This is a genomic window from Pseudomonas sp. Choline-02u-1, from assembly GCF_002836515.1.
Lineage (GTDB): Bacteria > Pseudomonadota > Gammaproteobacteria > Pseudomonadales > Pseudomonadaceae > Aquipseudomonas.
The window spans coordinates 93,345-105,556 of sequence record NZ_PJBC01000005.1; the positions used below are offsets into that span (position 1 = coordinate 93,345).

Annotated in this window: 13 protein-coding genes and 3 pseudogenes; 4 read left to right on the plus strand and 12 right to left on the minus strand. The window is 56.3% G+C overall.

The features are described 5' to 3' along the window. Window positions 1-13 precede the first annotated feature (13 nt). Window positions 14-1,171 carry an efflux RND transporter periplasmic adaptor subunit gene (locus CXF97_RS06350; protein WP_101157246.1) on the minus strand — a complete coding sequence of 386 codons (1,158 nt, stop codon included), beginning with the start codon at window positions 1,169-1,171 and terminating at the stop codon, window positions 14-16. Between the two features lie 265 nt (window positions 1,172-1,436). On the opposite strand from CXF97_RS06350, the gene CXF97_RS06355 reads away from it, so the two are divergent. Together CXF97_RS06355 and CXF97_RS06360 are read left to right on the plus strand one after the other, a co-directional pair. Further along, a complete protein-coding gene (locus tag CXF97_RS06355; protein ID WP_016774890.1) occupies window positions 1,437-2,138 on the plus strand; it encodes a response regulator transcription factor in 702 nt (233 codons plus the stop codon). Between the two features lie 4 nt (window positions 2,139-2,142). After that, window positions 2,143-3,444 (plus strand): ATP-binding protein, encoded by a 1,302-nt coding sequence (locus CXF97_RS06360; RefSeq protein WP_101157248.1) that lies wholly within the window; start codon window positions 2,143-2,145, stop codon window positions 3,442-3,444. Window positions 3,445-3,449: 5 nt separating this feature from the next. Here the strand turns inward: CXF97_RS06360 and pncA are convergent, their stop codons facing one another. The 3 genes from pncA to CXF97_RS06370 form a co-directional block, all read right to left on the minus strand. Next, complete coding sequence (gene pncA, locus CXF97_RS06365) at window positions 3,450-4,076, minus strand: bifunctional nicotinamidase/pyrazinamidase (RefSeq protein ID WP_101157250.1); 627 nt, start codon at window positions 4,074-4,076, stop codon at window positions 3,450-3,452. Window positions 4,077-4,127: 51 nt separating this feature from the next. Next, on the minus strand, window positions 4,128-4,295 hold the full coding sequence (locus tag CXF97_RS27930; protein WP_157830861.1) for a hypothetical protein: 168 nt from the start codon (window positions 4,293-4,295) through the stop codon (window positions 4,128-4,130). 65 nt (window positions 4,296-4,360) lie between these two features. Next, window positions 4,361-4,720, minus strand: a complete 360-nt coding sequence (locus CXF97_RS06370; RefSeq protein WP_101157252.1) for a DUF2834 domain-containing protein — start codon at window positions 4,718-4,720, stop codon at window positions 4,361-4,363. 250 nt (window positions 4,721-4,970) lie between these two features. Here CXF97_RS06370 and ilvA point away from each other — a divergent pair. Continuing rightward, window positions 4,971-5,960: pseudogene (gene ilvA / locus CXF97_RS06375) on the plus strand (threonine ammonia-lyase, biosynthetic); the annotation flags it as partial. A gap of 30 nt (window positions 5,961-5,990) precedes the next feature. Here the strand turns inward: ilvA and CXF97_RS06380 are convergent. Then, a complete protein-coding gene (locus tag CXF97_RS06380) occupies window positions 5,991-6,296 on the minus strand; it encodes an NIPSNAP family protein (protein ID WP_101157256.1) in 306 nt (101 codons plus the stop codon). 14 nt (window positions 6,297-6,310) lie between these two features. Continuing rightward, window positions 6,311-6,796: a serine protease inhibitor ecotin gene (gene eco / locus CXF97_RS06385; RefSeq protein WP_101157258.1), complete on the minus strand. Its 486-nt coding sequence runs from the start codon at window positions 6,794-6,796 to the stop codon at window positions 6,311-6,313. 369 nt (window positions 6,797-7,165) lie between these two features. On the opposite strand from eco, the gene CXF97_RS06390 reads away from it, so the two are divergent. Further along, window positions 7,166-7,435: a DUF1652 domain-containing protein gene (locus CXF97_RS06390; RefSeq protein WP_101157269.1), complete on the plus strand. Its 270-nt coding sequence runs from the start codon at window positions 7,166-7,168 to the stop codon at window positions 7,433-7,435. Here the strand turns inward: CXF97_RS06390 and CXF97_RS06395 are convergent. The 6 genes and pseudogenes from CXF97_RS06395 to CXF97_RS06420 all read right to left on the minus strand — a co-directional run. Next, window positions 7,432-7,830 carry a hypothetical protein gene (locus CXF97_RS06395; RefSeq protein ID WP_101157271.1) on the minus strand — a complete coding sequence of 133 codons (399 nt, stop codon included), beginning with the start codon at window positions 7,828-7,830 and terminating at the stop codon, window positions 7,432-7,434. The two genes, CXF97_RS06390 and CXF97_RS06395, sit on opposite strands and share 4 nt — an antisense overlap. Window positions 7,831-7,920: 90 nt before the next feature. Beyond that, complete coding sequence (locus CXF97_RS06400) at window positions 7,921-8,190, minus strand: DUF2790 domain-containing protein (protein ID WP_101157273.1); 270 nt, start codon at window positions 8,188-8,190, stop codon at window positions 7,921-7,923. Between the two features lie 155 nt (window positions 8,191-8,345). Beyond that, window positions 8,346-8,807: a hypothetical protein gene (locus tag CXF97_RS28180; protein ID WP_178081151.1), complete on the minus strand. Its 462-nt coding sequence runs from the start codon at window positions 8,805-8,807 to the stop codon at window positions 8,346-8,348. Between the two features lie 124 nt (window positions 8,808-8,931). Continuing rightward, window positions 8,932-9,873: pseudogene (locus tag CXF97_RS06410) on the minus strand (PoNe immunity protein domain-containing protein). Between the two features lie 5 nt (window positions 9,874-9,878). Beyond that, entirely contained in the window at window positions 9,879-11,447 is a 1,569-nt protein-coding gene (locus tag CXF97_RS06415) for a hypothetical protein (protein ID WP_178081152.1), read from the minus strand. Then, window positions 11,444-12,212: pseudogene (locus CXF97_RS06420) on the minus strand (type VI secretion system tip protein VgrG); the annotation flags it as partial. The pseudogene CXF97_RS06420 and the gene CXF97_RS06415, both read right to left, overlap by 4 nt.

A 12,212-nucleotide genomic window follows, 5' to 3' on the forward strand; every position in this document is an offset into this window, starting at 1 on the left:
AAGAGCGTCCTGCTTACTGACCAGCGTTCTGGGCAAGTGGAAGAGGGGTTTCGTCGATCTGTACTTTTTCCCCGGGACGGGCGTGTTGCAGGCCTTCGATGACGATACGATCGCCGGGCTTCAGGCCGCCGGTGACGATCCAGCGATTGTTCTGCACTGCACCCAGTTGCACCGGTTGCTGCGCCACGCGCATTTGCTCATCGACGGTCAGCACTTGAGCAATGCCGGCGCTGTCACGCTGCACTGCGCGTTGCGGCACGGTGATGCCGTTCTGGATGGTTGCCTGCTCAAGGCGAACGCGGATGAAACTGCCCGGCAGCAGGTCAAGATCCGGATTGGGAAATTCGCTGCGAAGGATGATCTGACCCGTGCCCGGATCGACGGTGATGTCGCTGAACAGCAGCTTGCCGGGCAAGGGATACAGACTGCCGTCATCCTCAATCAGCGTGGCCTTGGCCTGATCCTGGCCGACTTGCTGCAACTGCCCGGAACGGAACGCACGTCGCAGTTCATTGAGTTCTCGCGTCGATTGGGTCAGGTCGGCATGGATCGGGTCGAGTTGCTGTATCAGCGCCAGCGGCGTGGTTTCGTTCTGTCCGACCAGCGCACCTTCGGTGACCAGCGCGCGACCGATACGCCCTGAGATCGGCGCGGTGACGGTGGCATAACCGAGGTTCAGCTTCGCCCGTTCCAGCGCTGCCTTGCTGGCGGCGACGTCGGCGGCAGTCTGGCGGGCAGCGGCGCGGGCGTTGTCGTAGTCCTGACCGCTGATGGCCTGGTCCTCGATCAACTGCGCATAGCGTTGCTCTTGCAGTTTTGCCTGGAAGGCGTTGGCCTCGGCTTTGCGCAGCGCAGCTTCTGCGCTGTCCAGATCGGCCTTGAACGGCGCCGGGTCGATGCGGAACAGCACGTCACCCTTTTTCACGTCGCTGCCTTCGCGGTAGGTGCGCTGCAACACCACACCGGCGACTCGCGCACGCACTTCGGCCATCCGTGGCGCGGCGATGCGCCCGCTCAACTCGCTGCTGATCGATAGCGGCTGGGTTTTGACGGTCTCCACGCGAACCGTGGCCGGTGATGCTTGCTCTTCGGCATTCGAGGACGAATCACACGCGCTCAGCGTCAGCGCCAATGCGATCAGGCCGAGCCCGGCCAGCAATTTTCCAGACATGTACAACCCCCAATATTGAAGGCCGCATCCTACGGCCAGTCGGGGAGGTTAGCGGTGAAGCTTTGTAGCTGCTGTGTGAAATTGTGTAAGGGTTTTGCTCAGGAGCGGGCGGGGGCGTATATCCTGCGGTCCTTGAATTCTTTTGTGACGGTTAAACCACTTTCGCGCTGCCAGATGTGTTTGCGAACAATGCAAAACCCATGTGGGAGCGAGCTTGCTCGCGAAAGCGGTCTGACATTCACCACAGCAATATGTGGAACACCCCATGCCCAATATCCTCCTGGTCGAAGACGACACCGCCCTCGCCGAACTGATCTCCAGCTATCTGGAGCGCAACGGCTATTCCGTCAGCGTCATTGGCCGTGGCGACCATGTGCGCGAGCGGGCGCGCATCAGTCCGCCGGATCTGGTTATTCTCGACCTCATGTTGCCGGGCCTCGATGGTTTGCAAGTGTGCCGCTTGTTGCGGGCTGATTCGGCGACGCTGCCGATCCTCATGCTGACGGCTCGCGATGACAGTCATGATCAGGTGCTGGGCCTGGAAATGGGCGCTGACGACTACGTCACCAAACCCTGCGAGCCCCGGGTGCTGCTGGCGCGGGTGCGCACGTTGTTGCGGCGTAGCAGCCTCGGCGAACCGCTGGCGGTCAATGACCGCATTGTCATGGGCAATCTGTGCATTGATCTGTCCGAGCGCACCGTGACCTGGCGCGATCAAGCGGTTGAGCTGTCCAGCGGCGAATACAATTTGCTCGTAGTGCTGGCCCGGCATGCCGGCGAAGTGTTGAGTCGCGATCAGATTCTGCAGCGCCTGCGCGGTATCGAATTCAACGGCACGGACCGCTCGGTGGATGTGGCGATTTCCAAACTGCGGCGCAAGTTCGATGATCACGCCGGCGAGGCGCGCAAGATCAAGACTGTGTGGGGCAAGGGCTATCTTTTCAGCCGCTCCGAGTGGGAATGCTGAGCTGATGTTTCGCATCCTGTTTCGCCTGTATCTGGTGACGATCGTCTCCTATAGCGCGGCGATCTATCTGGTGCCGGATCTGGTGGTGATGGTCTTTCGCGATCGATTCGTCACCTACAACCTGGAGTTTTCCCGAGGTCTGCAGTCGCTGATCACCAAGCAGTTCCATGCCGCGCCGCAAGAGCAGTGGCCGGCGATTGCTGCGGCGATGGACAAGGAATTCCAACCGTTGCACATCGTCCTGACGCCAATTGCTGACCCGGCGTTTACGCCCATCGAGCAGGAACGTCTGCACCGTGGTGAAAACGTCGTGCGCATCGGCGACTGGGGCTGGCGGACGCTGGCGGTGACTCCGTTGAATGCGGACATGGCCGTGCGCATGGTCGTGCCGCCCGATCCGGTTGACGTCGATCTGTTGTACTGGAGCATCAATGTGCTGATCGGCGCCATGTTGCTTGGCTGCCTGTTGCTCTGGCTGCGGCCGCACTGGCGCGATCTTGAGCGCTTGAAAGGCACCGCCGAACGCTTCGGCAAAGGCCATTTGAGCGAGCGGACCAAAATCGCGCCGAGTTCGAACATTGGCAGCCTGGCCAACGTGTTCGACACCATGGCGGGCGATATCGAAAACCTGCTCAACCAGCAACGCGATCTGCTCAACGCTGTTTCCCACGAGCTGCGTACACCGCTGACGCGTCTGGATTTTGGCCTGGCCCTGGCGTTGTCCGAAGACCTGCCCGCCGCCAGCCGCGAGCGTTTGCAGAGCCTGGTCGCGCATATCCGTGAGCTGGATGAATTGGTGCTGGAATTGCTTTCCTACAGCCGCTTGCAGAACCCGGCACAATCGCCCGAGCGCATCGAGGTGTCGCTGGACGAGTTTATCGACAGCATTCTTGGCAGTGTCGACGAGGAGCTGGAATCGCCAGACATTATTATTGACGTTCTGCTGCACGGTCAGCTCGAACGATTTGCACTGGATCCGCGCCTGACTGCCCGGGCCATTCAGAACCTGTTGCGCAACGCCATGCGCTATTGCGAAAAACGCATTCAGATTGGCGTGCAGGTCATCGCCGGTGGTTGTGAAATCTGGGTCGACGATGACGGCATCGGCATTCCCGACGACGAGCGCGAGCGGATCTTTGAACCCTTCTATCGACTTGATCGCAGCCGTGATCGCGCGACAGGTGGTTTCGGCCTTGGCCTGGCGATCAGCCGTCGCGCGCTCGAAGCGCAGGACGGTACGTTGACCGTTGAAAGCTCGCCCTTGGGTGGAGCGCGATTCAGGCTGTGGTTGCCGGCCACGGCCTGAATCTCCTAACGGATATCAGATGATTGAATCAGGCTGACGCCGGCCTCTTGCATCCGCGTAATGGCGGCCGCAAGCGAACCGTCCAGATCAATTGCCCGACAAGCATCCACCACCACACAGGCATTGAAGCCCGCCGCCCGCGCGTCCAGCGCCGAAAACATCACACAGAAATCCAGGGCCAGGCCAACCATATAAACGGTGTCCACGCCACGCTCTTTCAAATAGCCGGCAAGCCCGGTGGTGGTACTTCGGTCCGCTTCGAGAAAGGCCGAGTAGCTGTCGATGTCGGGGTTGCAGCCCTTGCGGATGATCAATTGCGCGTGCGGTAAATCCAGTTCTGGATGCAACTCGGCGCCGGCGCTGGCTTGTACACAATGCTCGGGCCACAGCGTCTGTGGGCCGTAGGGCAATTGGATGACCTCGTAGGGCTGCCGTCCGGGATGACTGGATGCAAACGAGATGTGCCCACTCGGGTGCCAGTCCTGTGCAATCACGACTTGCTTGAACTGGCGCGCGAGCCGGTTGATCAGCGGCACAATTCGCTGACCTTCAGGCACCGGTAATCGGCCGCCGGGAATGAAATCGTTCTGAACGTCGATAACCAGTAATGCAGCGCGGGACGAAATTGGCACAGGGAGATCTTCCTGAGAATAAAAACCTTGGCCAGTCTAGCAGGGCTCCTGTCAGCCGCTGGTCTGCAATACGCACTGCTGGGTTTTACTGTCCCAGACCTGGCCTTTCGGACACTCAGGCTTTTTCACGGCGTCGCTTTCATCGACGGCGAAAACAGCAGGGCTGGACAGGGCGGCGACCAGCAGCGGGACGGCGAACAACATTTGACGGATATTCATGGTCAATCTCCACTTTCATCGGCTTGGAGCGGAAGTTGTTGTGCTCTTTTGCAGTGACTGTTCAGTCATTCGGAAGATTCAAATTTGTGGGGCCAGGCGGACGCCTTCGTGCCTGATTCGCGCCGGTCTCGGATCCCGCGAACCACCAGATACAACAGCGGCCCTATCGAAACGAACACTGCCGTCAGCAGCAAATACGGCAACACAGACCAGACCGATCGGCCGCGACCCTTGGCGTCCTTGACCATCCACACCCCGGCGAGCGTCGCCAGCAGATACAGATCGATCACCACCTGCGCGGTGTCTGGCCGCGACATAAGGCTGATGCCGAAGTCAATCAGGGATTGTTCAGCCTGGAGCATTACCGAAACGGTGTAGCCGCTGAACGCGAGCAAAGCGCTGAGAGGCAGGGCGATGGGCATCATGCTTTCCTTCCTTGGTGTGATGAGCAGAATCGCCAGCCTACCGGCGCGACGCACAATTGACCATTGACTTGTCATCCGCCGGCAGGCTAATTTCCAGCCCATGACTTTCATCGTATCGCGCTGCCAGCCAAGCATTATTACCGCCATTCCTCATTTGGCGGGCTAGCTCACGACTGCAGCACCCAACCCGCCCTAGAGGCGGGTTTTTACTTTCTGTCTCCGGGGTACTGAAAAATGTCAGGAGACGACCATGCCGCACAGCCCCGACCAGCAAGCACTGCTTGAGCACTACGTGAAAAAGATCCTGGCTGCGCCGGTTTACGACATTGCGCTGCGTACACCATTGCAGTCGGCGCCGGCGTTGTCGGAAGTACTGGGCAACCGGGTTCTGCTCAAGCGCGAAGATCTGCAACCGACGTTCTCTTTCAAAATTCGTGGTGCCTACAACAAGCTCGTGCAACTGAGCGATGAGCAGAAAGCTCGGGGAGTAATCACTGCATCGGCAGGTAATCATGCGCAAGGTGTAGCGCTGGCGGCGCGGGAGTTGAACATTGCCGCGACGATCGTCATGCCGTCCACTACTCCTGAGCTCAAAGTACTGGGCGTGCGCAGTCGCGGTGCTAAAGCATTGCTGCACGGCGAGAGCTTCCCGTTTGCCTTGGCTCATGCGCTGCAATTGGCCGAGCAGACGGGGTGCACGTTCGTTTCACCGTTCGATGACCCAGACGTGATCGCCGGCCAAGGAACCGTGGCCATGGAGATCCTGCGGCAGCATCAAGGCGCGCTGGACGCCGTTTTCATCCCGGTTGGCGGCGGCGGCTTGATCGCCGGCATCGCGGCTTACGTCAAATATTTGCGTCCGGAAGTGCGGATCATCGGCGTTGAGTCTGAGCATTCGGCCTGCCTGCAGGCGGCTTTGCGCGCGGATGAGCGTGTGGTTTTGCCCAGCGTTGGTACTTTCGCCGATGGTGTGGCAGTGGCGCAGATCGGCGCATATGGCTTCGAAGTTTGCCACTTCTGCGTAGATGAAGTGATCACGGTCAGCAACGATGAACTCTGCGCCGCGATCAAGAACATCTACGACGATACCCGTTCGATCACCGAGCCATCCGGTGCCCTGGCAGTAGCGGGGATCAAGCAGTACGTCGCGCGCAGTGGCGTTCGCGGTCAGATTCTCATCGCCATCGATTCAGGGGCGAACATCAACTTCGACAGCCTGCGCCATGTTGCCGAGCGCGCCGCTGCTTGCGGCGTGCCGGCGTGATGTTGATCAGGGCAGCAACGGGCGCAGAAACGTGCGCTCGTAACTGACAATGAATTTCTTCTCGACCAGATCGGCTACCAATGCGGTGCTTTCCGAGTCGGTCATTGCGATATGCCGATAGCTTTCGTAATCGGCCAGCGACGGGAAGCTGAACAGGCAGTAAGCGATGTTGCTCGCGCCCTCGGATGGCAGAAAGTAGCCGTGATGGGTGCCGCCCAAACGCTCAACAATGTCGAGCCAGGCTATGGCATAAGCCTCGAACGCGGCCAACTGATAAGGATCGATCACATATCTGACGTGGCAAGTAATCAAGGGCTGGGCTCCGGTTATTCCTGCAGGGCGGTGCCGACTTTGTCCGACGCCGACCAGATGCGATAGCGCACTTCGACGTCCGAAGGCGCGTACACCACGACTGGCAATTTGCTGTTGTAACGCAACATGAAGCCGTCACCGACGACCGGAACGAAAGCTCGTTTTTTCTGACTGCCGGGTGGGCAGGCCATCATCGTGCTCATCGGGCCGATGACCTTTTCCAGGCGATAGAACGGATAGCCCCAGCCTTGCAGGTTCTTTTCGTCGAGAACACCGCCCAGACGTTGACGGTTGCAATCCACTTCCAGAGTTTTGCCAGCGAGAATTTCAACCTGGAAATTCTCTTCCTGCTCTTGCTTGGGCAGATGGATGACCTGTCGGGTAAACCCGGCTTCGGCTTTGGGATACGGCGCCACGTCTTCGAGCTTGGCGGCGTGGGCGAGGGTGGCAAGGTTGGCGATCAACAGGCCAGTGATCGCGCAAATGCGTAAGGAATTCATGGAAGCCTCCGTGCGGGTTGAATTGCAATGGGAGACATTCTTGCCGTCATAGACTTCGAAAGCAAATTCGCTCAGAGATTGCAGATTGCAGGGGACGGATGGTCGGTTCATGCATTTTGCAAATAGCAGGATACTGGCCACTTTTCCAAGTGCTTGATTTTGAAGGAAGCAAAACGAACCGATCAAAGGCACGTTTTATGCGTGCTCTCGGTGAGGCGCACCGGATTTGGGCGCCTACACTCCAATGGGCATTTCGCAGTACCACCACTTGCCGCACCAAGGAAACAGCGGGGGCACACCCGCGAAGGCGCAGCAAAGGGTCAGCGTGAATACTTGATTGGCAATCGCACAGAAAGGAGAGGGTTCGCCATGTTTTTATCTGCCTTGGAACTACGCAACATCATTGAAAGCAGCTTCCTGCCGAAACGCTGCCAGTGCACGCTGTCACCCGACTTGTCGATGTCCGTCAAAGTATTTGGCGACCATCGAACCGACCAAGCCGATCTCTACGTCAGCGGAATCGACGCCAGCCGATTGAACAGCTGCCGTGAAATCAACAATCTGGTCGCAGGCCTGCGTTCAGATCTCGCTCAGCAAACCAGTACACATCAAACCAGCGCTCGTTCTCGAGCCGTTTAACCGACCGGTTCACCCAGTTCGACCGTCACGCGCCGGGCCTGTACAAAACCAAGGCCCAGCGCGAACTCGACCAGCACCGCGAGCAAAATCCCGGGGCCGACATGGCCATTGAGCCATTCGCCAAAACCCAACGCCGCCAAACCGAAACAGCCAACGATGAAACCATTGCTCAGTGCACTGCGTGCTGCTGAGGGCGGAGCATTGCGCAGCAAATAAAACATCACCCCCAACGCCGCAAACAGCACCGCGCTGCGCCGAGCGACTACGCCGGTGCCATCCGAATAACCGATACTCCAGATCGCCAGCAACACCTCTGGAAAAAATCCCCAGACCAGCGCCAGCAGCAAACACAGGATTGAAGTGAAGCTCGACAACGTGCGGAACGACAACTGCATGGCCAATCCTTGCGGCAGTAGTGAAGGCCCCGAGCATACCCGCCGAAACCACCCCATGCCTACGGCCAACCGGAAATTCAGAATCGTCTGTCAGTTCTGCTGACTGCATGCGTCAGACAATTTCCTGTAGCTGATTTGTGCGGGCTTGCCGGTGTCGTCGATGTATTTCATGTCGGCAGTGATGACTTTGCATTTCAGGGTCGGCGGTTCGGTTAGCGAAAGTACCTTCGCCACGTGCAGTGGCATGCCGTATTGGTAGGGTGTTTGATTAGATGTGGCGGAGGTGTCGTTGGCTTGGGCCAGTGCGGCGTATGAGCAGCAGGCGAGGGTGGCGGTGAGCAGGAAGGGACAAATGTTCATGAGAGGACTCCAGCGTAACGGATAGGCGCCCGGGCAAGAAGCCGGGCGAGCCTGCCGCACTGGGCTTCAGCGGGGCAGAGCTGAGGGTGTGCGGTGGTATGGAGTCTCTGACTGTGGCGTTAAGGCTGGGTTAACCGCGGTGAATATGAGCTGCGCTATTCACGGTTGCTTTTAGTCGTATTTTCGCGGAATGAGTTTTTATCAAGCGTAGTTGCAGACCACGTGAGCTCTATTTTATTACCGGGAAGAAAGTAAACATGCAGCGTGTCGTCCCCAGCCTTGCGCTTTGGCATAGGCATTAGTTCTTCATGTCTTTCTATTTTCATTCCTTGATCCTCCTGAGCTTTCGACATGCTCAGGATCCAAACTACCTTCGCAGTGTCGCCGGACATCTTCGAGCAACAGGTCACGCCACCATTTCCTCCCCAGTTGTCATTTACCCAATAGCTACCTACTGGCCTGTTCATATAATTGTGGGAGGTGAGAGCAGTGCCGGATATTCGGGTTTTGCTGTAAATATATAGTCCCACGAAAAATACCGCGAGAATCAGAATTACGATTGCTGAAGATCGGCGTTTCCGTCGTCGTTCATTCGAGCTATTCATAGTCAGCGACATCAATGTTCCCTGTGTCATTTTACAAAGCGATGTTATATAGAAATTGAGAATTCAGTCAGACAGCTGCTCATTTGACCAAGCGCTTATCAACAGCCCGGATCATAACCGAGAGATGCGGCAATGGTTACTCTTCGCCAGACCAGTACCAGATAGTTTCGCCCCATTTGGAATCACTGAATCTTGGCATAATCTCGCCTTGCTGGAAATGTTGTCTTGAGTCAGTTTTTGCAGGAGTAAACCAGTAACCAGCTTTACTGCAGGCTTGGCCGCCGTCGATTCGCGACACTTGAGAATTATTGGTTGGCTGATAGGTGCGTGCGTATTCGACTAGATCCTTTGGATAAACCATGTGGTTTATTTTGCTGTCGTCAATACCGTATAGAAACGCAACGGCGCCAGCCTCGAAAGCCCAGTATCCAACATAGTTTCCTTCCTCTCCCTGAAGGTGGGTGTCATGCCAAGGGGCCTGTTTGAAAGCTGGATACCATTGGCTACAGAATTTCTTGAGAAGGTCCGAAGCTTCTTCTCCTGTATCTGCATAAATCGCTTGAATTAGAAGAGAATAAACCTCGTGATACCACTGATCTACATCTGTTCGGTCAGGCAGGATTTTGCAGAGCAAGTCTTCATATAGTGTGTCGTCACCGGCATATCCCGCATTGTCGAGCAGTCCTACGAATCGCTTAAGGAGGTCTGTGCGATGAAGCAAAATACATAGACTGATAACTTGCACGCATTCTTCATATTCATGCACCCAATCATCAATGGCTAACGGTGATATTTCGGGTAGGTTTTCAGATTTCGCTAGCGTGGCCTGCCTAAGCTAATACTTTTCAACTAAATTTTCAAGGAGGGGAATCAAAGACTGAATCTCTTCTCCCGCCGTATAAGTCGCGGTCAACTTGCGAAGTGTCAAACGCTGAATAAATCTCGCGCGGATTGTTTGTTCGCCTTCTGGAGTGTCGGATTTGAATATAGTGGTTTTCAGAAGCTCAGTTGCTTCGTCGTGCTCTCGTAAAAAGTTTTTATAATGAGCTTCGCTAAAGAATTTTTGTCTTTTAGTCATTTTTTTTACACCTCTAGCTTAAGCGAATTTATTACGCCATACTTCTTTGTTAATGATTTTTTACGTTTATTGACAAAACTCTTCACTTCAACTTCCGAATAGTGGAACGCTTTATGGTTTTCATGAGTCGATTCGTTTGTATTGTTAAGGCGAGCGCTAGCGTGTTCCTTAGGGCTGGAGCTGATGTGGTAGAGAGGGGTGTAAAACAAATGGCGACTATACGAGCCAGCTACTTGCAGTTGTAGCGAATATCCCGATACCGCTTTCTCCAGATTTTCCTCAATCCATTCGTCACTCATCTGCACGAGTATTCTTTTCATTTTTTTAGTTGTAGGTTTCTCACTTTTTTGGGCGTGAGTTTGTTTCTTGCCTTTGTTGATTTTTCTCTTGGTTGCAGCGATGGCTGTGGGTTCGGCGTTTTCGGCAGGTTCTATGAGTTCACTCGGTTCCGTGAGCCCAGAAACACCTAACTTCGATGCGACCCCTGGCTTTCTCGTATTATTCAGTTTCCGCATGAACTTCGGTGCATCTTCATCACGGCTTGCCTTTGCCTCCACAATGGCGAACTTTTCGCCGCCATTGTTTGCGGGATTAGCCCGCCAAACCGCGTCTATCCCGGTGCCGTTAGCACCGTCCGTGAGCTTGTACAACATATGTTTGGCCTTGGGACTGCCGCCCGCCGAAAGTTTCCCCAACTTGCTTGCGCTTGGCACTCCCTCAAGCCACTTACCGTCAGCGCCCTTGTCGTGTCCATCCCAGTCCTTGCCCCAGCCAAACTCCACGGCACAGATGTAGTCGGCGATGTGCTCGCCGCTGACACCCAAGCCCTCGTTCAAAATGCTGGAAGGAGCCTGAAGACCAACTTTGGAGGCTTCGACCTGATTGGAGTGAGTGCCACTGGCACCGTCTGTGCCTTTGGCTGCAACGGCGGCATCTTTGTTCGCAGGTTTTTCCGCTTTTTTCGGATGGCTTGAACCGGAGGAGGCAGCAGAGCTGTTGCGCTGCATGCCTTTCCATTTGACCAAGCGCTTTTCAACAATTGCGACCATGGCCGGCATGTTGTCGCGGGAGGCGGCAAGGACGGTGACGACTGAGGTCTTTGCCCAGTTGGGCAGGCTTTGAAAAGTCGAAGAGCCTTTTACGCCGGTGATGATTCCGTCGAGTTCGGCGCGCAGCTTGCCGGCGTCGAATATCTGCTTGAGCAGTTCTTCCGGGCTGGTTTTGATGCCGCACTCTTGCAGAACGAAGCGCAGCAGGTCGAACAACACCGGGGCGTAGCGTTGTGGGTCTTTGTTGACGATTCGCAGGCTCTTTTTCAGGCCGTCGCCGGGACCGGGGATCCAGCCGATGACGGCCATCAGCAGGTCGAATTGCGCATCTTCCTTGCCATCGGTCGACTCTGCGTTGTAGAGGACGATGGAGGATTCGATGGTGTCGTAGGCGTCAATGGCCTGTCCCAGAAACGGCACTGCGCCCAGCGCGATACCTTTCGCCAGTTCAACTGCAGCCTCTTGATAGGCGGCGCTACGGTCTTGGCCACCGTCGTTTGCGCTTTCAGCTACTGCCTCGCTCATGTCAGCCTCCCTGCGGCTTTCTCCACCAGTGCCTGTAAATCGACCTGATTCGGGTCGAGCCCGAGTTTGCGCAGGTCTTCGTTAACCTTTTCATCCGAGTTCTGCACGACCGCCACGCTTTCACGGGTGAATGGCCGCGGGTCCTCACCGTAATAAACCTTGGCCGGGCCTTTCGGGACGTCCTCAAGGCGGGCAAAACCGTCATTGTCCAGCACACCTTCGCGAGTTGAACCATCTGCAAACTCAACGCGGTAAGAGGCACCAGGGACAGGCTCAAGGTTGTCGTAATGCAAATTTAGTTCAAGCCACGTCGGATTGGCTTTGGCCGTATCCATCAGTCTGCCGGCGGCGTCCACCGCCGCGAGCCCTGGAATCAAAGGCGTCAGAATCCCAATCCCTGCCCCCACCCCCGGCGCACCACCGGTATTCACCTTCACCTCAGCGCCGCTAATCGTGACACCACCCGCATCAACCTTCACAAAACTCCCGCCAGCCTTGGCGGTGAGTTCCATGCCACCCTCAATCACTACCTTCTCACCCGCGTGATAGTGAATCTCCGTCCCGGCCTCAACAAACTGCCCAGTCCCCACCTTCACATGCTGCGTCACACCCACCGTCAGGTGATCATCCGCGCGCATCTCACTGATGCGACCCAAATGGGTAATCCGGTGTTCTTCAACCTTGAACTCGCTCAACACGTTGGCTTCAACGGTGTCATGCCGTTCGTTGCCGACGCGGATTTTCTGGTCGTGTTCGATGTTTTCA